The sequence below is a fragment of the Plantactinospora soyae genome, assembly GCF_014874095.1.
Taxonomy (GTDB): domain Bacteria; phylum Actinomycetota; class Actinomycetes; order Mycobacteriales; family Micromonosporaceae; genus Plantactinospora; species Plantactinospora soyae.
Genome location: NZ_JADBEB010000001.1, coordinates 5759040 through 5779698, shown reverse-complemented (window position 1 = coordinate 5779698; position 20659 = coordinate 5759040). Strand labels below are relative to the sequence as shown.

Annotated in this window: 18 protein-coding genes; 6 read left to right on the top strand and 12 right to left on the bottom strand. The window is 70.9% G+C overall.

The annotated features are described in order from the left end of the window. Positions 1-66: 66 nt before the first annotated feature. The 5 genes from H4W31_RS43845 to H4W31_RS25240 all read right to left on the bottom strand — a co-directional run bounded on the left by H4W31_RS43845 (position 67) and on the right by H4W31_RS25240 (position 3967). Positions 67-258, bottom strand: coding sequence for a serpin family protein (locus H4W31_RS43845; protein ID WP_192768924.1), 192 nt, complete (start codon positions 256-258; stop codon positions 67-69). Beyond that, a complete protein-coding gene (locus H4W31_RS25255; RefSeq protein WP_192768923.1) occupies positions 192-1331 on the bottom strand; it encodes a serpin family protein in 1140 nt (379 codons plus the stop codon). Before H4W31_RS25255 ends, H4W31_RS43845 begins: the two co-directional genes overlap by 67 nt. 166 nt (positions 1332-1497) lie before the next feature. Next, positions 1498-2112 carry a dihydrofolate reductase family protein gene (locus H4W31_RS25250; protein ID WP_192772369.1) on the bottom strand — a complete coding sequence of 205 codons (615 nt, stop codon included), beginning with the start codon at positions 2110-2112 and terminating at the stop codon, positions 1498-1500. A gap of 117 nt (positions 2113-2229) precedes the next feature. Beyond that, positions 2230-3168 carry a phosphotransferase family protein gene (locus tag H4W31_RS25245; RefSeq protein ID WP_192768922.1) on the bottom strand — a complete coding sequence of 313 codons (939 nt, stop codon included), beginning with the start codon at positions 3166-3168 and terminating at the stop codon, positions 2230-2232. Positions 3169-3205: 37 nt separating this feature from the next. Beyond that, positions 3206-3967, bottom strand: coding sequence for a PIG-L deacetylase family protein (locus tag H4W31_RS25240; RefSeq protein ID WP_192768921.1), 762 nt, complete (start codon positions 3965-3967; stop codon positions 3206-3208). A gap of 285 nt (positions 3968-4252) precedes the next feature. Between H4W31_RS25240 and H4W31_RS25235 the strand changes: the two genes are divergently transcribed. Next, the gene (locus H4W31_RS25235) at positions 4253-4432 is read left to right on the top strand and encodes a hypothetical protein (protein ID WP_225945668.1); all 180 of its coding nucleotides are present in this window, start codon (positions 4253-4255) and stop codon (positions 4430-4432) included. 127 nt (positions 4433-4559) lie between these two features. On the opposite strand, the gene H4W31_RS25230 is transcribed toward H4W31_RS25235, so the two are convergent. Then, positions 4560-5453, bottom strand: coding sequence for a glycoside hydrolase family 19 protein (locus H4W31_RS25230; protein WP_192768920.1), 894 nt, complete (start codon positions 5451-5453; stop codon positions 4560-4562). Between the two features lie 279 nt (positions 5454-5732). Between H4W31_RS25230 and H4W31_RS25225 the strand changes: the two genes are divergently transcribed. The 3 genes from H4W31_RS25225 to H4W31_RS25215 are packed head-to-tail and all read left to right on the top strand — an operon-like array spanning position 5733 to position 8276. Next, positions 5733-6563, top strand: coding sequence for an ABC transporter substrate-binding protein (locus H4W31_RS25225; RefSeq protein WP_192768919.1), 831 nt, complete (start codon positions 5733-5735; stop codon positions 6561-6563). A gap of 57 nt (positions 6564-6620) precedes the next feature. Then, complete coding sequence (locus H4W31_RS25220) at positions 6621-7484, top strand: amino acid ABC transporter permease (RefSeq protein ID WP_192768918.1); 864 nt, start codon at positions 6621-6623, stop codon at positions 7482-7484. Positions 7485-7490: 6 nt separating this feature from the next. Beyond that, positions 7491-8276 carry an amino acid ABC transporter ATP-binding protein gene (locus tag H4W31_RS25215; RefSeq protein ID WP_192768917.1) on the top strand — a complete coding sequence of 262 codons (786 nt, stop codon included), beginning with the start codon at positions 7491-7493 and terminating at the stop codon, positions 8274-8276. 109 nt (positions 8277-8385) lie between these two features. Here H4W31_RS25215 and H4W31_RS25210 read toward each other — a convergent pair whose 3' ends face one another. Next, entirely contained in the window at positions 8386-9615 is a 1230-nt protein-coding gene (locus tag H4W31_RS25210) for a DUF2786 domain-containing protein (RefSeq protein ID WP_318783392.1), read from the bottom strand. Between the two features lie 190 nt (positions 9616-9805). Further along, the gene (locus H4W31_RS44375) at positions 9806-10540 is read right to left on the bottom strand and encodes a GNAT family N-acetyltransferase (RefSeq protein ID WP_192768916.1); all 735 of its coding nucleotides are present in this window, start codon (positions 10538-10540) and stop codon (positions 9806-9808) included. Positions 10541-10632: 92 nt separating this feature from the next. Here H4W31_RS44375 and H4W31_RS25200 point away from each other — a divergent pair, with 92 nt between their 5' ends. Beyond that, the gene (locus tag H4W31_RS25200; protein ID WP_192768915.1) at positions 10633-11223 is read left to right on the top strand and encodes a copper resistance CopC family protein; all 591 of its coding nucleotides are present in this window, start codon (positions 10633-10635) and stop codon (positions 11221-11223) included. Positions 11224-11297: 74 nt separating this feature from the next. Here H4W31_RS25200 and H4W31_RS25195 read toward each other — a convergent pair whose 3' ends face one another. The 3 genes from H4W31_RS25195 to H4W31_RS25185 all read right to left on the bottom strand — a co-directional run bounded on the left by H4W31_RS25195 (position 11298) and on the right by H4W31_RS25185 (position 15805). Then, positions 11298-13010: an ABC transporter ATP-binding protein gene (locus H4W31_RS25195; protein WP_192768914.1), complete on the bottom strand. Its 1713-nt coding sequence runs from the start codon at positions 13008-13010 to the stop codon at positions 11298-11300. After that, the gene (locus H4W31_RS25190; RefSeq protein ID WP_192768913.1) at positions 13007-14839 is read right to left on the bottom strand and encodes an ABC transporter ATP-binding protein; all 1833 of its coding nucleotides are present in this window, start codon (positions 14837-14839) and stop codon (positions 13007-13009) included. Before H4W31_RS25190 ends, H4W31_RS25195 begins: the two co-directional genes overlap by 4 nt. 69 nt (positions 14840-14908) lie before the next feature. Further along, positions 14909-15805 (bottom strand): alpha/beta hydrolase, encoded by an 897-nt coding sequence (locus tag H4W31_RS25185; RefSeq protein WP_192768912.1) that lies wholly within the window; start codon positions 15803-15805, stop codon positions 14909-14911. A gap of 107 nt (positions 15806-15912) precedes the next feature. Between H4W31_RS25185 and H4W31_RS25180 the strand changes: the two genes are divergently transcribed. Next, entirely contained in the window at positions 15913-16947 is a 1035-nt protein-coding gene (locus H4W31_RS25180; RefSeq protein ID WP_192768911.1) for a PucR family transcriptional regulator, read from the top strand. A gap of 77 nt (positions 16948-17024) precedes the next feature. Here H4W31_RS25180 and H4W31_RS25175 read toward each other — a convergent pair whose 3' ends face one another. After that, positions 17025-20483 (bottom strand): discoidin domain-containing protein, encoded by a 3459-nt coding sequence (locus H4W31_RS25175; RefSeq protein WP_192768910.1) that lies wholly within the window; start codon positions 20481-20483, stop codon positions 17025-17027. Between the last annotated feature and the right edge of the window lie 176 nt (positions 20484-20659).

Sequence of the window (20659 nt, the reverse complement as noted above, 5' to 3'; positions counted from 1 at the left end):
CCGCCCGAGTTCGGGTGGCCGCCGTCCAGGTGGCCACCCGAACACCGTCCCGGCACGGTCTGCGGTTCAGCCGCGAGGGTCGGCGACGGCGCCGAGGAAGAGGATGGCTCCGGTCCGCTGGTCGGAGATGCTGAAGGCGAAGGGCCGGTCGACGCGGAACACCGTCCGGCCCAGCCCAGCCGAGGTGCTCATCACCCCGCCGGAGACGGCGGCGGCCTCGGTGCCGCGCTCGTCCACCCGGAGGTAGGTCTTGTGCACCACCGTCTCCAGCACGGGGCGGCCGGGGACATCGGCCGGAAGTTGGCGTCGCCGGGGGTGAACGCGGTGGAGATGCCGAGCCGGCGCAGCGGGTCGGTCAGCTCGCCCTTCCAGCGCAGCTCGAAGCGCGGCAGGGCGAGTTCGTCGATGGTCTGCGTGGTGAGGCTGTCGACGGCGGCACGCCACTGCGCCGCGTCCAGCGAGGCGACCAGGTCGGCCAGGGTACCGCCGTCGTCGGGCAGCATGATCTCCATGCCGTACCGCCCGTGTTCGCCGTAGGGCAGTCGCAGCATCCGGTAGCCGTCGCGCTGCGCGTAACCGAACCGCCCACCCGTCAGGTGCATCATCGGTACGTCGGCCGTCCCCGCGTCGGCCAGCGTGAACGGTTCCGGCCGGGTGTCGCCGGGGTCGAACCGGGTCGTCCACTCCCCCAGGAAGTAGACCGCGTTGAGCAGCACCAGGATCGCGGCCGAGTCGGGCAACCCGAGGTCCCTGGCGATCCGGTCGATGAGCCCGTTGGTGTTCCTGCTGGCCCAGGCGTCGATCTTCTCGGCGGTGCCGGGCGAACCGAGGTCGCCCTGTTCCACGGTGGCGCCGAAGACACGACGCAGGAACGTCAGGTAGTCCGCCTCGAACGGCCTGCCCGGATCCGCCCAGAGCGAGTTGGCCACGGAGAGGGTCACCTCGTCGGTGTCGGCCAGCTTCCCCAGCAGCGCACCGACCCGTACGTCGCGTCGGTCGCCCAGGTGCAGCACCCTGGCCAGCTCCGTGGCGGTGTCGCCGTCGGCACCGGCCAGGATCATCGCCAACAGCACGGTCATCGACAGCGGCGCGGTGACGGTGTTCTGCCGGCCGTCGGCCACCTCGTCGAAGAGGTCGAAGGCGAAGGCGTTGACCGCCTGGCTCACCGTGCGGGCGTCGTTCGGCGCGAGGTCGGCGACCAGTTGCGCGTCGATCCGCGCCGCGTCGCCCGGCGGGGTGGGTCCGGCGCAGCCGGCCAGCAGCATCGCGCCGGTGACCAGAACCGCGCCCATCCGGACGGACGGCCGCGCGGGACCTCGGGATGTCTGCACAGTCGAACCTCCTGTCCGGGGTTCGACGCCGGTCGCGGCACGGCGGTTCCGTTCCGAACCCGGCGCGCGGGCCCGTGCCGGAACTCCGCCCGGTGCGCGGATCGCGTCGCGCCGGTCACCCGGTCCGGGAAACCCGTCACGGGTACGCCCGGATCGGCCGCTGCGGCTAGTCGGCGGTCGGCACCTGGCCCTTGACCTCGTCGTAGCCGACCTTGCCGGGCGCCTCGGCCGGCGCGTAGACCACCCGGATCACACCCGTCGGGTACGTCTCGGTCGCCGTCACCCTCAGGTGGTACGGCGCGTCGCCGTCGTCGAAGAGCCGGCGTCCCTTGCGCGCCGCCACCGGGTGCACCAGCAGGCGCAACTCGTCGATCAGCCCCGCCGCGAGCAACTGCTGCACCACCGAGATCGAACCGGGGATGAGGATGCCCCTGATGCCGGCGTCGGCCTTGAGCGAGGTGACGGCGTCAAGGAGATCGCCCTTGATCAGCTCGGAGTTGCGCCAGCTGAACTCCAGCGGCTGGCGCGAGGCGACCACCTTGCGTACGTCCCCGATCTGCTTGGCGAACGGTGCGTCGTCCCCACCCGCCGCCTCCCGGTCGGGCCACGCTCCGGCGAAGCTGTCGTACGTCTCCCGCCCGATCAGCAGCACGTCGGCGGTGTCGTAGTCCTCGCTGACGGCACGGCCCATGTTCTCGTCGAAGTACGGAAAGTGCCAATCCGGGTCGATCTCGGCAACACCGTCGGCCGAGATGAACAGCGTAGAGATGACCTTTGCCATCGTGGTGGTCCCTTCGCGCAGCTGGTGTCGGCGGGTAGCCCGGCGCAGCATCCCAAACTCCTCGACCGGTCACAAACCTGTCCGGCGGAGAGTCGCCATTTCGCCGGACCACCCGACCTAGTCCAGCAGGGCCCTGGTGACGTCGGCCCGGTTTAGCGCCGCCACGCACCAGGCGAAGTGGCCGTCCCGGCCCAGGGGGTCGAAGGCGTTCGCCGAGATCAGCGAGTACGCGGCCCGGTAGACGAGCAGCGCGACACGGTCATAGCCCATCCGCTCGGTGATCCGGTCGAGGAGATCCTGCTCGACCTGCCGCGCCTCGGGCCCGTACATGTCGAAGATCGCCGCGGCGACCGCCGCCTCGAAGGCCGGATCACCCTCGGTGGTCAGAAAGCCCCAGTCCAGGACGGCGCTCGGTCTGCCCGCGACGTCGACCAGGATGTTCCCCGGGATCAGGTCACCGTGGACCACGGCTCGCCGGCCACTGTCGACCTCGCGCAGCCGGCCGACGAGTGCCGCGGCCTTCGCCTCGAAGCCCTCGACGGCCCGGCTCAACACGGGCCGGAAACGCTCGACCCGGCGTCCCGCGAGCCGGGCGAGCGCCAGCGGAAAGTCCTCCCCGGGCACGAACAGCGGGGACTCCTCACCCAGTACGGACAGCTCCCGGGCCGCCGCGAGCTCGCCACCGGCGGCGAGTTCGACGAGGATGTCGACGAAGACCGCGTACCCGTCGTCGGGCCGGATCGTGCCCGCCGCGAGGGCGGCCGACAACGTGCTGCCGGTCAACCGCCGCTCGATGGTGACCACCCGCCCCTCGACGGCTGCCACCTGCACGATCCTCGGTACGGAGAACGCGAACGACTTCGCGTTCAGGACGTCGTAGAACGTCGCCATCCGGCGCGAGAGGTCGACGGAACCGGAGAACCAGAGCTTCGCCACCCGCGACTCGTCGATCTCGTAGACCGAGCCTTCCATCCCTTCGCCCAGCAGCGTGGGAGTGGTCGTGCCGATCCACCGCCCGAGCGCCCTGGTCGCCTGGTCGTCCGGGATACGGCTCATCACGGAATCCTTCCCAGCGCGGTTCCGGTCCGCAGCCTCAGTGCAGGCCGAGCCGGAACACCTCGAAGCCGGCTCCGTACCTGACGCCGAGGCGGTTGCCGGTCTGCCGGGAGATGCCCTCCAGGAACTCCTCCGGGTCGAAGTCCCCGGAGCCGAGACCGCGCAGATAGGCGGCGTGCGCCTCGAGTGACCGGACGCCGAGGTCGAACGTCTCGGTGATGTCGACGCCGTGTTTCGCCATCGGCGAGCCGGCCGCCCAGACCTCCCGGACGCCGCCCCACTTCTCCAGCCCCGCGTCGATCTGGTCGCGGAAGACCCAGCGGTTGGCCGCGTCCCGGACGGCATCGAGCACGGTTCGACCGGTGACGATGTGGTCGGACATGTTCAGCGCGTCGCCGGCCGTGTCCCAGCTGTCCCGGAAGTTGTTGGTGAACACGATGTCCGGCTTGTACGTCCGGATCACCCGGCTCAGGTCGCGACGCAACGCGACGCCGTACTCCAGGACGCCGTCGGGCAGCCCGAGGAAGTCGACCTGGGACACCCCGACGATCGCCGCGGAGGCGCGCTGCTCCTCCTCCCGGACCGGACCGGCCTCGGCCGGGTCCAGTCCGTCGATGCCGGCCTCACCGCTGGTGAGCAGCACGTAGGTGATCTGCTTGCCCTGCCGCGTCCAGCGGGCGACGGCCGCGGCGGCGCCGAACTCCAGGTCGTCCGGGTGGGCGACGATGGCGAGCCCGCGCTGCCAGCTCTCGTCGACGGGCTGGAGCGGGTGGGAAGCGGAAGGTGCGTCAGCGGTCATGGGACCCATCTTCCTCGACGCCGCCGCGGTCGCGATCGCGCCCCGGTCACCGTCGTGCCCGCCCCACCCCCGTGACCCGCGCCGGCCGGCCGGGGTCGCCGTGCCGGGCACACCGACGGAAAGAGATTCCGGTACGACGCCGGGCCGGTACGGACGCCGAGGCCGGGCCGGCACGACGTCAAGGGACGCCTTTCATCGACTTTCGTCGAAGCCTTGCCGAAAAGGTTTCGGCCGGCACAGTAGGTGGCGAGACCCAGTCACCACCGAGGCGCCGGAGCGCGCAACATGAACCGCTGGTACGTCGGCATGGTGCACGAGCTGGGCCACGCCCTGGGCCTGCCGGACTCCTCCTACACCGACGGCACCCCGATGTCGGCGTCCTTCTACAACTACCCGAACACGCACTTCAGCCAGGCGCAGAAGGACAGGATCCTGAACGGCCGCTACGGCGCATTCCTGTCCTGAGCGAGACCGCTCGCCCCCACGCCAGCGGCCCCGCGACCGGTGGAGACGGTCGCGGGGCCGGTCGCGCATGTCGGGCCCTGGCCGCCCGCATCGTCGCGGCGACGGATGCCGGAGCCCGGGGCGTGGGTCAGCAGCTCAGGTTGGCTCCGGCCGGCACACCGAGGATGCCCACGAACTGCTGGTACCTGGTGACGCGACTCTGCACCTGGGCGGGATTCCCACCGTTGCACTCGATCGAGCCGTTGATGCTGCGGATGGTCTGCCCGAATCCGGCGCCGGTGACCATCGCGTTGTGCGCGGTCATGGTGCCCGGCCCGTTCTGGGTCATCCAGTACCAGATGGCGGTCTTCCAGGCCACCGAGGCATCGTTCTGGACGAGCCAGGGGTTGGTCAGCAGGGGCAGCCCGAGGGCGTTCCCGGCCGCGTTGTAGTTGAAGTTCCAGCTGAGCTGGATCGGCCCGCGCCCGTAGTAGGCGGACTGCCCGGCGGGGCAGCCGTAGGGCTGGCCGGGATCGCAGTAGTGCGGGTAGTTCGCGGTGTTCTGCTCCACGATGTGGACCAGCCCGCCGGTCTCGTGGTACGTGTTGGCCAGGAACGCCGCCGCCTCCTGGCGCTGGACCGTGACACTGCCGGTCCTGGCGAACGCCGGGTAGGCGCCGAGGGCGGCGACGAGGCCGGAGTACGTGTAGAAGGAATTGCGGCCCGGGAACATCTGGTTGAACTGCGCCTCGCTGACCACGAAGCCGCCGGGGTTGGTCGGTGGCGGCGTGGTGCCGCCGCCGCAGGCACCGAGGTCCTGCCAGACGCCGGTGCTGCCCGGGGGCGCCTCGCCCTGGGTCCACCACTTCGCCTGGTAGTTACGCCCGCCGCGGGAGGCCTGGTCACCTCCCCAGTAGACCGTCGAGGCCTGCCACGACGCCGTGCAGGCCGCCGCCGATGCCGGGGTTCCCGGGATGATCGCCACGAGTCCAACGGCGACAACCAGTGCCGCGAGCGCCGCCAGGGCGCGCAGTCTCGACATGAGGTCACTCCCTCCTGAGATACATCGGGCCGATGGCCGGCCACGCATCGATGGAGGTGACCGTAACACGTTCTGTTCGTAAACCTTACTAATAATTTAAAACGCGGTGGTACGCCCGCGCATCCCATCCGCAACGCCGCCTCGTCGCGCCGGCCCTGACCCGGCCGTAACGCCTTCCACCAGGGCATCTTCCGCGACTCCGGCGCGCGGTCCGGCGGAGTGAATCATGGCTTAACCTATGGGGAACGTACGTATTGCTCGGCTGGGGAGGATGCGCGGATGGCAAAGCTTCGAGGTGCCCGGGGTGGTACGGCGCTGGCCATGGGTACGGTGCTGGCAGTCACCGGTCTGGTCGGCTGTGCGAAGGAGGACACCGGCGGCACCACCGCCGACGGTGTGAAACTGGTCCGGGCCGGTGTGTTGACCACCTGCACCCACCTGCCGTACTCGCCGTTCCAGTCCAAGGACGACAGTGGCAAGGTGGTCGGGTTCGACGTCGACATCGTCGACCTCGCCGCAAGAAAGCTCGGCGTGACACAGGAGATCGTCGACACCCCGTTCGAGGGCATCAAGTCCGGTGCGGACCTCAACTCCGGCAAGTGCGACGTGGCCGCCGCCGGGATGACCATCACCGATGCCCGCAAGGAGGTGCTGGACTTCAGCGCGCCGTACTTCGACGCCACCCAGGCGCTCGTGGTGCCGGTCGGCAAGACGTACCGGGCGCTCGCGGACCTGGCCGGCAAGCGGCTCGGCGTGCAGGGCGCCACCACCGGCGAGGACTACGTCAAGCAGCAGGTCCAGCAGCAGGGTCTCAAGGTCGAGGTGGTCTCCTACAAGGATCTGGCCGCCGTGCAGCAGGCCCTGGTCACCGGGCAGATCGAGGCGGCCGTCGGCGACCTGCCGGTCTGGAACGAGTACATCGAGGCCAGCCCCGGCAAGGCGGTCGTCGCTGGCGGCTTCGACACGGGCGAGCAGTACGGCCTCGCGGTCAAGAAGGGCGGCGACCCGAAGCTGCTGGAGACGATCAACCAGGCACTCGCGGAGGCACGGGCCGACGGCGGCTATGACAAGATCTACGAAAAGTGGATCGGCGCCAAGCCGACCGTCTGACCGGATCTGGCGTGACGACATCGCGCGGTGCTTCCCGCCGCGCGACCTGGGGGAGGCATGGCAGATCCGAAGACGCTGACGACCGGGGCCGAGATCCGACCGGCCCCGGTCCCGCCACCTCCTCGGCGACGGCTGGGCCGCCGGCAGCGACAACGGTTGTGGCGACTGGCCGGCTACCTGGTCTTCGCCCTCGTGCTGCTCGGTGTGGTGGGGTCGGCCGACTGGGGCCGCCTCGCCGACTCGTTCTTCCGACTGGACATCGCCGGGGGCATGTTCCCCGAGGCGATCACGGTCGCGCTGCGCAACACCATCGTCTACACGCTGCTGGCGTTCGCCTTCGGGTTGGCGCTCGGGCTGGTACTGGCCCTGATGCGACTGTCGTCCGTCGGGCCGTACCGCTGGTTCGCGACCGGCTACATCGAACTCTTCCGAGGGCTGCCCTCCCTGCTGGTGCTCTTCATGGTCGGCTACGGCGTCCCGCTCGCCTTCCCCGACCGGGAGATCCCCGGCGGGGTGTACGGCGCGGTCACCGTCGGCCTCGGCGCGACCGCCGCCGCGTACATGGCCGAGACGATCCGGGCCGGGATCCAGGCCGTACCGAAGGGACAGCTGGAGGCGGCCCGGACGCTCGGCATGTCGCACGCCCGCGCGATGGTCTCGATCGTGCTGCCGCAGGCGTTCCGGATCGTCATCCCGCCGCTGACCAACGAGATAATCCTGCTCACCAAGGACACCTCGCTGGCCTACGTGCTGGGCGTGACCGTGAGCACCATCGAGCTGACGAAGTTCGCCGGCGACGCCCTCAACACCCGGGTCAACCCGACCCCACTCGTGGTCGCCGGCCTGCTCTACCTGGCGATAACGCTGCCGCTGTCACAACTGGTCCGGTGGCTCGAACGCCGGGCCGCGAAGGAGAGGTGACCGGCGGTGCCCGCGATCGAGATCCGTGACCTGCGTAAGTCCTTCGGCAAACTGGAGGTGCTGCGCGGTATCGACCTGTCGGTGGAGACCGGTGAGGTCGTCTGCGTGATCGGGCCCTCCGGGTCGGGCAAGTCCACCCTGCTGCGCTGCGTCAACCTGCTCGAGGAGCCGTCCAGCGGATCGGTGCACGTCGACGGCGTGGAGGTCACCGACCCGGACTGCGACATCGATGCCGTACGGCGGCGGATCGGCATGGTCTTCCAGCAGTTCAACCTCTTCGGCCACCTGCGGGTACGGGAGAACCTGACCATCGCCCAGCGTCGGGTGCTCGGCCGGTCCCGGGCCGAGGCGGAGCGGATCGCGGCGGAGAACCTCCAGCGGGTGGGCCTGGCCGAGAAGGCCGACGCCTACCCCGCGCAGCTCTCCGGCGGCCAGCAGCAGCGGGTGGCGATCGCCCGTGCGCTGGCGATGGACCCCCGACTCATGCTCTTCGACGAGCCGACCAGTGCGCTCGACCCGGAGCTGGTCGGCGAGGTGCTGGCGGTGATGCGCTCACTCGCCGCGGAGGGCATGACCATGCTGGTCGTCACCCACGAGATGAGCTTCGCCCGCGAGGTCGCGTCGCGGGTGGTCTTCATGGACGGCGGGATGGTCATCGAGTCCGGCCCGCCCGAGGAGCTGCTCGGCTCGCCGCGCGAGGCCCGCACCCGCGAGTTCCTGCACCGGGTACTCGAACCGACCCGGGTGAGCGAGGCCGAGATCGGCGCGCGCGTCCCCGCGGCGCAGGGGTAGCGAACGCGGGCGCACGTCCCCCCAGGCCGGGGTAGCGGGCGCGGACGCACTCCCTGCGGGCAGGAGTAGCGGGTGGGGACGCCGGATGCCACCGGACTGGACTGCGGCGCTACCCCCGGGACGCGGTGTCGCGGCCGGGCAGGGCGGCGTGGTCGGCGGCCTCCCGGCCGGAGTCCCAACCCTCGCGGCTGTCCACCCGGCTGCCCCGGGCCCGGACCGTACGCGGGAACACCCGCTGCATCGTCTCCCGGACCTGCTCGTCCCGGGAGGCGAGCACCGGCAGCAGGCCGGCCGGATCGGTCACCCCGTTCCCGTTCCCCGTACCGGTGGCGTCCGCCACGGCGGCCTGGGCGGCGCCGGTCAGCCGTTCGCCGATCCGTACCGCGAACGCCACCAGGAAGGACTGCCGGAACGACTTCAACCGGGCCCGACCGGCCTTGCCGCCCGGCGGCTCGGTCCGCGCCATCGCCCGGTGGGCCTGCACCAACAGGGAGGTGTAGATCAGGTCGACCGCGTCGAGGTCGGCGTCGAAGCCGAAGACGGTGCTGAACCCGAACTCCGGTGACCAGACCGTGTGGCAGCGGTTGGCCCCGGCGACGGCGTCCAGCAGGGAGGCCTTCTCCCCCTCGTACGCGTGGTCCACGCCGATCCGGCGCGCGAACGGCACCACCCGCGCCGTGTCGCCGCTCCGGGCGACCAGCAACGCCACGTCCAGGCTGTGCCGGGTGACGAGTTCCTGGGCCTTGGCCGTGTACGCCTCCGCCTCGGCCGGGAAGCTGGTCGACTCCGCCTTGGCCAGCAGGGCGCGTACCCGGTCCAGCAGCCGGGTGTCGATCCGGGACGACCCGGCGGCGCCCGGGCGGTCGACCGGCGCGGCGGTCCCCGGCGGCGGGACGAGCACCTCGATCCGCGGCAGCGTGGCCAGGACGGCGAGCAGACCCAACACCAGATCGAGTACGGCCACCCGGTCGAGCCGCCAGCGGGTGGCGACCTCGTCGAGGTAGGTCGCGTCGCTGGCCCACCAGACCTGTACGCCGAGCGTCTCCGCCTGTGCCAGCCAGCGCTCGTCGACCGTGGCCCGGGGAAACTGCCGCAGGTGTGCGGCGATCGCGTCGGTCACCAGGGCGGCCTGCTGTGGCTGGCCCCGCCGGGCGACCACCCGGTGCAACTCGGCCGGCTGCCACCCGCCCCTGCACAGCCTCGCGTACGCCTCGCGCAGCGCGGCGACGAGTTCCGGGTCGACCTCGGCCGACGGTGTGACGGTCAGCGCGTCCAGCCCGGATTCGTAGTCCGCCGCGCCGGCGAGAACCGCCCTGATCCGTTCCCGCACAGATGTCACCGCTACAAGGCTACGGAGGTCGGGCCGGCCGTTTCACGCCGGTGGCACGATCAGTGGCGGTTCGCACCGGTACGGGGCCGGGCGGACAGCACCGGTGTCCGGACTCTGCCCGTTCATCCCCTCTGTCGGCTGGATACGACGTCGTGTACGGACCCACGGGCCCAGCCGGCCTACTCCTGGCCGGGCCGGCCTACTCCGGGCCGACCGTCCGGGCGGGCGACCGCAGGTGCCAGACGGTCGTCGCCACCGTGCGGAACCCCAGGGACTCGTACAGCGGTCGCCCCGCGTCCGTCGACACCAGCGTGAACGGCCGGTCGGGACGGGCCCGGACCGCCCGGGTCAGCAGCGCTCGGCCGAGCCCGGCCGACCGGTGTTCCGGCGACGTGGCCAGCCAGTAGAGGCCCACCACCCGCCCATCGTCATAGGTGTACGCGGCGGCGGCGGCCTCACCGTGCCGGTACGCCAGCCAGACGCTCCAGCCCGGCACCCCCAGCACCCCGACGGGCAGCGCCTCTCCCCTGCGCCACGGCAGCAACGCGGGCAGCGGAAACCCCTCCACCATGGTCCGCTCCGCCACGGCCAGCTCGTCGGGTTCGGCGACACGTACGATCCGCACGTCCCGGTCGGCGACGGTCGGTACGGTCGACGCGGGGCGCACCATCACCGGCATGCGCAGCACCCGCGCGATCGGAACGGACGACTCGGGCGGCCCGGCGCCGAACACGTCCTCCACGACCGCGCTCTTGTCCGGGGACGCGGTTTCGAGGAGGCGCGACACACCGTCCGCCGGCATCGGGGCGCGCAGGATCAGCCGTGTCATTCGGGGCAGCTCCGCGCGGAAACAGGTCTGGTCCCGGTGTGCGTCGACGGCGACCGCCGTCCACATCGCGGCGGCGTTCTCGACGTAGGCGTCCGGTCCGATCACCTGCCGAAGCCTAACAACCGGTCGCCCCGGTCGAGTTCTGCCGCCATCGGCGCCCTCTCGTCTGTGGGACGGCGGGACGCTACCGTGACCCAGTGACCCGGAACCGCCTGTTCTCCGCCGCCGCCGCCCTCCTCGCCGGGACGCTCGTCGCCGTCTCGCCGGCCAGCCCCGCCCGCGCGCACACCGAGTTGAGCCGTACCTCGCCGGCGGCCCGGAGCACGGTCGCGAAGCCGGTGAGCGCGGTGACGCTGACCTTCAGCGGACTGATCAAGAAGTCCGGCACCACGGTCGTGGTGACCGGCCCGGACAAGGTCTCCTACAGCGACGCCGCCGCGCAGGTCCTGGACAAGACCATCACGCAGAGGGTGAAGCCGCTTCCGGTCGGCGCCGTCACGGTCGCCTGGAGCACGGTCTCCGCCGACGGCCACCCGATCCGGGGCACCTTCACCTTCACCAACAAGGCCGCGCCGCCCACCCCCACCGCCGAGCCCACGCCGACGGCCGCCCCGACACCGACCCCGGCCGCCACGACGCCGCCGGCACAGTCGCCTGCCGCAGGGGCCGACTCCGGCGACGACGGAACGTCCCCGGCCCTGTGGTGGATCCTGATCGCGGCCGCGGTACTCGGGCTCGCCCTCCTCGCAGGTCTGCTGCTGCGCCGCCGGAGACCGGCCGGTAGCTGACCCGGGAAGCAGCCGTAGCCGGTGGGCGACCCGGCGTCGAGCCCGGCAGGAATGTGGCGACGCCTACCGACTCGTCAACCTGCCACCGTGGTGGCGGAGGTGCGCCAGAAATCGGCGTAGCGGCCACCCCGGCGCAGCAGCTCGTCGTGGCCGCCCTCCTCCACCACCCGGCCGCCGTCCAGCAGGACGACGCGGTCGGCGCGGCGGACGGTCCGCGGCCGGTGCGCCACCATCACCACCGTCCGGCCCGCCATCAGTCGCTCGACACTCTCGTGGACGGCCGCCTCGTTCACCGGGTCCAGTGCCGAGGTCACCTCGTCCAACAGCACGATGGGCGCGTTCTTCAGCAGCGCTCGCGCGATCGAGACACGCTGGCGTTCACCAGCGGACAGCAGTGCGCCACCCTCACCGACATTCGACGCCCATCCGGCGGGCAGTCGCTCGATCACCTCGTCCAACCGGGCAGCGGTCGCCGCCGCCCACACCTCGGTCTCGTCGGCGTCCGGACGACCGAGCCGCACGTTCTCCTCGATAGTGCCGTCGAAGAGATAGACATCCTGGAAGACGATGGCGATCCGCGCCATCAGCACCTCGGTGTCGATGGCGCGCACGTCCACGCCTCCCACGCGTACCACGCCCGCGTCCACGTCGTGGAACCGTGCGAGCAACTGCAACAACGTGCTCTTTCCCGCGCCGGACGGTCCGACGACGGCAAGCCGCTCTCCCTCCGGCACGGACAACGACAGGTTCTCGATCACCGTACGGCCGCCATGCCGGAAGGCGACGGACTCGAACGTCAGGTCGTGGCGTACCGGCCGGATCGGCTCGGGCGCTTGCGGCAGTGGCTCGGTACGCAGCACCGTGTCGAGCCGCGCCAGTTCGGCACGCGCCCCGCGGAGCTTGCCGCCGATGTCCGACAGCGACAGCAGCGGATCCGCGCAGCGGGCGGCCAGTACCAGGATCGTCAACGTCTCGACCGCACCGATCCGCCCGCCGAGCGCGAGGTGGGCGCCCAGGGCCAGCAGCACGGTGAACATCGCCTGCACCGCGAGCGTCAGGCCCACCGCGCCGGGCAGGGTGGAGATCGTGGTACGGCGGGACGCGCGCTGAACCTCCTGGAGCGAGTCGTCCAGCAACTGGAAGCGTTCGACGGTCCGGCCGCCGGTCCGCAGCACCGGCTGGGCCTGGAGGTACTCGATGACCCGCCCGGTGGCTTCGTGACCGCGTTCGGCGCTGTCGACATCGCTCGCGGCCATCGAGCGTCCGGTCCAGATCTGGATCGCCGCCACGACCGGAACGGCGACCAGCGCGGCCAGTCCCATCTGCCAGTTGAAGGCAAGCATCACCACGACGATCGTCAGGGGAGTCACCCCGGCGGAGATGAACGGCGCCAGCAGATGTGCCGCCACGCCCATCGCCTGTAGCAGGCCACGGCTGGCCAGGACGGACACCTCCCCGACCCGACCGGCGTCGTACCAGCCGATCGGCAGTCGGGCCAGGTGGTGGCCGAGCCGGCGGTACATGCCCCGCAACAGCACGGTTCCGACCCGGAAGCCGGACAGATCACTGCGGTAACGCAGCACCGCATAGAGCGCGACCACCACCCCGAACGCGATCAGCCAGGGCCGGGTGTCCGCGGGTCTGCTCCCGAACAGCGCCCGCAGCACCGGTACCAGCAGTGCGTAGGACAGGCCCTCGACCATCGCGGTCGTCGTCAGAAGGGCGACGGTGCGACGCATCGGCTGGGCGTACTCGTGTCCCAGCACGCGCAGCAGCATTCGGATCATCGCGGCTCGCCTCCCTGCGGTACGCCACCAATGGTTCCGGTCTCGTCGGCGATCGCCGATTCGTGGGATCGCCAGAGCGCGGCGAACCTGCCGCCCTGGGCCAGCAACTCGGCGGGACGGCCGCGCTCGACGATCGCCCCGTCCTCCAGCACCGCGACGACGTCGGCGTCGGCGATCGTCTCCAGGCGGTGGGCGATGACCAGGATCGTCCGATCGCCCGCCAGCGTCGCCAGGGCTCGGCGTACCGCCTGTTCGGTCTGCGGATCGGCGAAGGCGGTCGCCTCGTCGAGCACCAGTACGGGGGTGTCGGCGAGCAGGGCGCGGGCGATCGCGACCCGCTGTGCCTCGCCACCCGAGAGTCCGACATCCGCGCCGATCACCGTCTCGTACCCGTGCGGCAGCTCAAGAATCCGATCGTGGATGTTCGCCAGGCGGGCGGCGCGCACCACGTCATCGAGGTTGGCATGCGGTACCGCCAACGCGATGTTGTCCCGGACCGACGCGCGCAGCAGACGGACGTCCTGGAAGACGAAGGAGACCAACTGGTAGAGCTGCCGACTGCCGAGTTCGCGCAGATCGACCCCGCCCAGCGCGACCGAACCGTGGGTCGGGTCGAAGAACCGGGGCAACAGCCGCACCAGCGTGGACTTGCCACCCCCGGACGGCCCGACGATCGCGGTGACCGTCCCCGGCTCGAGCACCAGGTCTATCCCGCGCAGCACCTCGTGGCCGGCGACGTAACCGAACCGGACGTCACGCAGTTCCACCCGGTACCCCTCGGGCGCGACCGGATGTGCGGGCTCCGGTAGCGGCCGCACCTCGAGCACCTCCCGGATCCGGCCGACCGCGCGCCCGGCGGCCTGCATCTCGTCGAAGCCGTGACCGAGGGCCGCCACCGGAGCGGTCAGGCCCAGCCCGAGCAGCAGGAAGGGCAGCAGGTCGGCCGGGGCCATCCGACCGGTCGTGATCAGAGCCGTCCCGCCGATCAGCACCACCAGCAGCACGAACGGCGGCGACAGCGCCAGCTGCATCCCGGCGGCGATCGCGGAGATGCCGCGTACCCACCGGAAGAAGACGTGCACGAAGTCGTCGGCGGCGGTGAGGAACCTACGGTGGGCCCGCTCGGCCCCGCCGAACGCCTTGACCACCGCGATTCCCTGGACGAACTCGACGACGGAACTCGCGATCCGTCCCATGGCGGCGTCGAACTCCGCCTGTTCGCGCAGGCGGGTCGGGGTCATCATCAGCGGTACCAGCGCCACCGCCAGCAGCACCGGTACCAGCGTGACCAACGTGAGCCGCCAGTCGATGGTGAACAGGTAGACCAGCGAGACCAGCGGCACCACGAACGCGGAGACGAGTTCGCCGGGAGAGTGGGCGATGAACGGGTGCACGGCACTCACGTCCTCCCCCACCACCTTCGCCAGCTCGCCCGTCCGGCGTTGGGAGAACCAGCCGATCGGTACCCGCCCCAGCCGCGCCGCGAGTTGCCGGCGGAACGCCAGTTGCACCTGGTCGTCGAGAAGATGTCCGAGTCCGGCCGATGCGGCGGTGAAGAGCAGTCGGACGAACATGCCGACCGCACCGGTGAGCACGACGATCCAGACATGACCGTGATCGATCGGGCCGGGCGACAACAGGGTACGACCCAGTTCGACGACCGCCAACAGCGGCGCCAGACCCGCGACAGCGCCGATGACCTGCAGGATCACCACAGCGGCGAAACTCCGTCGATGCGGGCGCAGCAGCCCCGCCATGCTCTGTCCCGCCGTGATCCCGGCAACCGGTCCGGGCTGCTCCCTCGCCTGGGCAAGGTCGGTAGTGGTCATCACTCCCCCGTCGTTTGGCAATCTGGTCGCGGCTGGCCGGGTTCGACCCGACGGTCGGCTTTCCTGGACTCAGTTGGCCAGGGCACGGTGCAGGACGGCGCCGAGTTCGGCGATCTGCCGCTGCGACACCTCGGCGGACAGGATCGCGTGCGACCCGTGGAACGTGCCGGGCCACTGGTGCAGCTCGACCGACACGCCCGACTGGAGCAGGCGGACCGCGTACTCGATGTCTTCGTCGCGGTTCGGGCAGAACTCCGCGGTGGCGACGTAGGCGGGTGGCAGGCCGGACAGCTCGGCGGCCCGCGCCGGAGCGGCGTACGGCGAGGCGGGCGCGGAGCCCAGGTAGTGTCGCCACGCTTCGGCGATCTTGCTCCGGTTCGCCCACGGCGTCTCGGTGAAATGCCGCGCCGACCACGTCTGCTGCCGGTCGTCGAGCGAAGCCTGGTTGAGCAACTGGAAGCAGATCTGCGGCCCCTGCTGGTCCCGCGCCCGCAACGCCAGCCCGGCCGCGAGCCCCGCACCGGCGCTGTGGCCGCCGACCGCGATCCGGCCCGGGTCGACCCCGAGCTCGGCCGCGTGCTCGACCGCCCAGCTCAGCACGGCAGAGGCGTCGTCCAGCGCGGCCGGGAACCGGTCCTCGGGGGCCAGGCGGTAACCGACCGAGATCACCACCTGGCCGGAGGCGGCCGCGAGCCGGGCGGCCCACGGGTGCTCGGTGTCCAGGTCACCCATGATCCATCCGCCGCCGTGCAGCCAGACGACGGCGCCCTGCGCTCCGTGCGGACGATAGATCCGCACCGCCACGTCCGGATCGGCCGGCACCGTACGATCCTCGATCTCCATGTCCGCGGTGTCCGGTGCCGGCACCGCGGTGGCCAACTCGGCGAACTTCTTCCGGTCGGCGACCGGATCGGTCAGGTCGGCCCGGGGGAACAACGGGACGAATGCTTCCAGCTCGGGATCCATGACGGCCATCCTCACAGTCGTCACCGGCCAAATCATCCGCCACCCGTCGGGCATCCCAGGCAGATCACGCACCGGTCGGCGCACCGATCTGCCTCTATCCTTTCGCCATGGAGGCACTGGCCCAACGGCTGTCGCAACTGGACTCGCACGTCGAGGGAGCGATCCGCGTCGTCATGTTCTACGACACGCTGATGCGCCGACGGGTGGATCTCGCTGCGCTCGCCCGGGCCTCCGCGGGCCTGGCCGAGTGTGTGACGGGGATCCGGCTGCACGGCACGGGGCGGACGATCCGCTTCTCGCCCGACGGCCGGCCGGCATCCGCCACGCCGCCGCCCCCGTCCAGCACGGCGCCGATCAGCCTGGACGAGGAGGAGATCGGCGCGGTGTGGCTGGAGCGTCCCGGCCCGCCCGGCCCGCTCGACGACGTGCTGCTGGACCGGCTCGCCATCGCCGCGGCGGCGGTCGTCGAACGGTACGGCCCGGCCCGCACCACCATGGCCGACCCCGCCCTGGTCGAACTGGTGATCAGCTCCGACAGCGACGAGGCGGCCAGAACCCGCGCGCTCCGGCTCCTGGGCTTCGCCGCCGACCTGCCGATCAGGGTCGTCGCCGTACGGTCGCAGCTGCCACTCGACCAGGTTGCCCGCCTGGTCTGTCCGGACCGCCCGGTGAAGGCGGCGCCCCTCGCCGACGTGGGCGTCATCCTGGCCACCACGATGGACCGGGCCCGGATCCCGGTGGGCGTACGCGCCGGCATCGGCGCCGCCGCCGGCCCCGACCGATCCTGGCGGGAAGCCCGCACCGCCCTCCGGTTCAGCACCGCGCGCCAGCCGATCGTCCACTACGACGGTCTGGGGGCGTTGGCACTGCTCGCCCAGGTGCCCAGCGAGGCCGCACGGGACAACGCCGACGTGGCCGCCATCGCCCGGTTGGCCGGCAACCCGGACGACCTGGAGACTTTGGACATCTATTGCGACGCCGGCTCGCTACGCCGGGCCGCCGAACTGCTCCACCTGCACCACAGCAGCGTCGCCCGCCGAATCGAACAGATCGCGGGGATCCTGGACATCGAACTCACCGAGCCGGCCGGACTGATCCGGGCCCGGCTCGCCCTGACCGCGTGGCGGCTACTCGACGACTGACGGGATCCGGGAAACGCCCGCCACGACGTCCGGTGCACCACCGGCCAGGAACGACGGGTGGTGCACCGGACGTACGGCTAGCTGATCGGCTCCACCCAGATGTTGCGGTAGAAGAGGTTGGGGCCGGGGTCGCCGTGGTCCTGGAGCCGGATCGGCCCCACCGAGGGACCCTCCGCCGCTCCGTTGCCGGTCGGCCCGTTGATCTCGGCGTTCTCGTGCACGGTGACCCCGTTCCACACCACGGTGACGCGGGCGTTCTCCGTCTTGGCCCCGGCGGCGTTGAACCGGGCGGCGCGGAACGTCACGTCGTACGTCTGCCAGGTCTGCGGCGCGGTCGCGGCGTTCACCCTCGGCGCCAGTTTCTCGTAGATCGCGGCGCACTCGTTGGTGGCGGGAGTGGTGTCGCCGTACGAGTCGAGCACCTGCAACTCGTACCGGTCCTGGAGGTAGATGCCGCTGTTCGCCCGGGCCTGCCCGGTGACGTCCGCCGGCAGGTTCGGCAGCCAGAACTCGACGTGCAGCTTGAAGTCACCGAAGCTCTGCCGGCTCCGGATGTCGCCGCCGAGCACCTCCACCCCGCCGTTGCCCAGCGGCCAGGTCGGGTTGGCCCCGTTGGCCTGCTGGAAGTTGTTCATGTTCGACCCGTCGAAGAGCGTGATCCGGCCGGGGGTGCCGCCGGGGCCGTACGCCTCGAACTCGTAGATCCGCGCCGCGTTGTCGGTGTTGCTGGTCGGCGCGCTGATGTTCAGTCGCGCGTACCTGGCCTGGGTGGCCGGGATGTCGTGGGTGGTGACGTTCGCCGTGTTGCCGGTGACGTTCGCGACCGTGCTCCAGGCGGTGCCGTTGGTGCTGACCTGGACGGCGAAGTCGCGGGTGTTCCAGGCGGCGACCTCACCACCGGCACCCGCGTGCCGGACCACGAACCGGTTCAGGCTCTGGGTGGTGCCGAGGTCGACCTGCAACCACTTGGTGGCGCCGAGCGAGCACCACTTGTCGCCGTTGCCGCCGGTAACGCTGCCGTTGACCGCCTGCGACGGTCCCTCGGCCGTGGAGCAGGAACTGTCCGCCGTCGCCGGCCGCCCCACCGCGAGGTTGGCCGATGGCGGGGCGGCACCGCCGTACACCTCGAACTCGTAGATCCGGGCCGCGTTGCCGCCGTCGTTGCTCGGCGTGGTGATGGCGAGGCGGACGTACCGGGCCTGGGTCGCCGCGAAGGTGTGCGTGGTGGTGCTCGCGGTGTTCGCGGTGACGTTCGCGACCGTGCTCCAGGTGGTGCCGTTGGTGCTGACCTGGACGGCGAAGTCGCGGGTGTTCCAGGAGGCGACCTCACCACCGGCGCCCGCGTGCGCGACGACGGCCCGGTTCACGCTCTGGGTCGAGCCCAGATCGACCTGCAACCACCTGTTGGTTCCCGTCGAGCACCACTTGTCGAGGTTCCCCGAGGTGGTGGTCCCGTTGACCGCCTTCGCCGGGCCCTCGGTCGCCGAGCAGGAACTGTCGGCCGTGGCCGGCCTGCCCAGGGCCAGGTTGACCGCCGGCACCTGGCCCGGGATGGCGTTGAGGGTGTACCAGACCTCGGTGCTCCAGAGCGCCTGGCCGTCGCTCGCGCTGAACGGCCGGGGCGAGCGGACGTGTACGACCCGGCCGGCCTTGAGCCCGTTGACGACCAGGGTGACCTTCTTGCCGTCGGCCGAGAGCGTCGCCGAGGAGACCGAGAGCGTCTCCTCGTCGATCTTCGGTCCGCCGTAGGCGGCGGTCGCGACGTACCGCCACTGCTTGACCCGGTACTTCGAGGCCAGCGCGGTCGCGGTCGCCGCCGAGAGCGGCTTGGTGTACTCGATCTCGAACCCGTTCGACCGGGCCCGCATCGCCAGCATGTCGAAGTTGCCGCTGCCGTTCGGGGCGATCTTCTGCAGGCCGAAGCTGAGCTTGCCCTCCTGGCCCCAGTTTCCGCCGCCGTGCAGGCCGCCGGTGTAGAGGGCGCCGTCCGGGCCGAGGCTGACCTCGGAGACGCCGGCCTCGAGCCCCTGCGTCATCCGGAACAGCGCACCCTGGTACTCACCGTTGACCTTCTCCAGGTACGCGCGCTGGAGGCCACCGTACGTCACGTCGCCGATCGCCATCTGCCCGGCGAAGACGCCCTGGGTCATCATCACCGGCGTACTCGGCGAGTTGCCGATCTCGTTCTGCGGGAACCAGATGACCGGCTGGGTCACCGGGTTGTTGTCGAACGGCCCGGCCGGGTTGAGGTAGTGGTTGAAGAACCGGTCCTGCTTGATGTGCAGCAGTTTGGACGCCGGCTGGTAACCGCCCTGGTTGTCGGTGACGAAGAGCCCGTTCTCCGGCCCCCAGCCGATCCCGTGCGGGGTACGCAGTCCGCCCGCCACGTACGACACCGCGCCGGTCGTCCGGTTCACCTTGATGGTGGTACCCCGGTTCCCCGCCGGTTGCGGGTTGGTGGTGTTGCCGCCGTAGTTGATCGACACCGAGAGGTTGAGGTAGAAGAACCCGTCGGCGTAGAGCAGCCCGAAGCCGAACTCGTGGAAGTTGGCGCCGAACGGCCAGGTGGCCACGGTCCGGTAGTTGTCGGTCACCCCGTCGCCGTTGGTGTCGTTGAGCTCCGTCAGCCGGTGCTTCTCCGAGACGTACATTTTGCCGTCGACGACCTTGATGCCCATCGGCTCCTGGAGCCCGCTGGCCACCCTCGTCCGGGTCACCTGGGCCGGGCTGGTGTTGCCGGTGACGTTGCCCAGCAGCCAGACCTCGCCGGCGGTGGTCAGCGTGCCGCCCCAGGTGAGCACCGCGAGGCGCCCGTCCGGAAGCCAGTCGAAGCCGGTGACCTGTGGCTCGAAGCCGCTGGGCCGCAGGTTCGTCAGCGTGTAGTTGGGATGTACGGCGGTCAGCGGCAGCCCGTCACCGGGCGAGTCACCGCTGGCCTCGCACTCCTTGCGGCCGGGCGCCGTCACCCGGACCACCCCGGCGTCGGTGCTCAGCACCGAGTTGGGGACGGTCACGAACGACGTCGAGCCGGGCGTGCGCCACTGCAACGTCAACTGCTGGCCGCCGTCGCGCTCGAAGTGCTCGATCCGCAGCGAGTGGTAGCCGGTGGTGAGGTCGACCGTGCCGTCCTTCGGGTCCGGTCCGTGCAGCCCGTCGTGGTCGACGACGACGGCGTCGTCGATCAGCAGTCGGGATCCGTCATCACTGAGCAACCGGAAGGTGTAGCTGCCGGCCTGGGCAATGTTGATGTTGCCGAGGACCTGGGCCATGAAGTAGTTCTCGAAGCCGAAGTCCGCCGCGCTCGTCCAGTTGACCGTCGACATGAGTTTGTCGACGTTGGGTGTCTGGGCGGCCTTGAGGGTGCAGAGGTTGTTCAGCGGCACCTGCAGGTCGAAGACCCGCAACGTGACGCCGGGCTCCTGTGGCGGCGGCGCGGCCGTCGCGCTGGCGGCCGGCAGGCACACGGCCGCGATGGCGAGCGCGGTGGCGACCACGCCCAGAATCGGCGTACGCGCTCGTCGGGACGGTAGGAACACGTTTCCTCCCAGGGGTGAGCGGGACGACGCCGCACCGACACGGGCACGGCAGACCGCTCGAGGGCGCACCGTGATGGCCGATCGGACGACGTCGTTGCGTCCTGTAGCTGACCGGGCACGCCGCTGCCTGGCGAGGCAAACCCTACGATCGTTACGTTTGGATGTCTAGATGTTTC

Bases quoted from the DNA above. Each gene is read 5' to 3' on its own strand.
- H4W31_RS25250 (WP_192772369.1), bottom strand. From the start codon at position 2,112: ATGGCAAAGGTCATCTCTACGCTGTTCATCTCGGCCGACGGTGTTGCC.
- H4W31_RS25245 (WP_192768922.1), bottom strand. From the start codon at position 3,168: ATGAGCCGTATCCCGGACGACCAGGCGACCAGGGCGCTCGGGCGGTGG.
- H4W31_RS25240 (WP_192768921.1), bottom strand. From the start codon at position 3,967: ATGACCGCTGACGCACCTTCCGCTTCCCACCCGCTCCAGCCCGTCGAC.
- H4W31_RS25235 (WP_225945668.1), top strand. From the start codon at position 4,253: ATGAACCGCTGGTACGTCGGCATGGTGCACGAGCTGGGCCACGCCCTG.
- H4W31_RS25230 (WP_192768920.1), bottom strand. From the start codon at position 5,453: ATGTCGAGACTGCGCGCCCTGGCGGCGCTCGCGGCACTGGTTGTCGCC.
- H4W31_RS25225 (WP_192768919.1), top strand. From the start codon at position 5,733: ATGGCAAAGCTTCGAGGTGCCCGGGGTGGTACGGCGCTGGCCATGGGT.
- H4W31_RS25220 (WP_192768918.1), top strand. From the start codon at position 6,621: ATGGCAGATCCGAAGACGCTGACGACCGGGGCCGAGATCCGACCGGCC.
- H4W31_RS25195 (WP_192768914.1), bottom strand. From the start codon at position 13,010: ATGATCCGAATGCTGCTGCGCGTGCTGGGACACGAGTACGCCCAGCCG.
- H4W31_RS25190 (WP_192768913.1), bottom strand. From the start codon at position 14,839: ATGACCACTACCGACCTTGCCCAGGCGAGGGAGCAGCCCGGACCGGTT.
- H4W31_RS25185 (WP_192768912.1), bottom strand. From the start codon at position 15,805: ATGGATCCCGAGCTGGAAGCATTCGTCCCGTTGTTCCCCCGGGCCGAC.
- H4W31_RS25180 (WP_192768911.1), top strand. From the start codon at position 15,913: ATGGAGGCACTGGCCCAACGGCTGTCGCAACTGGACTCGCACGTCGAG.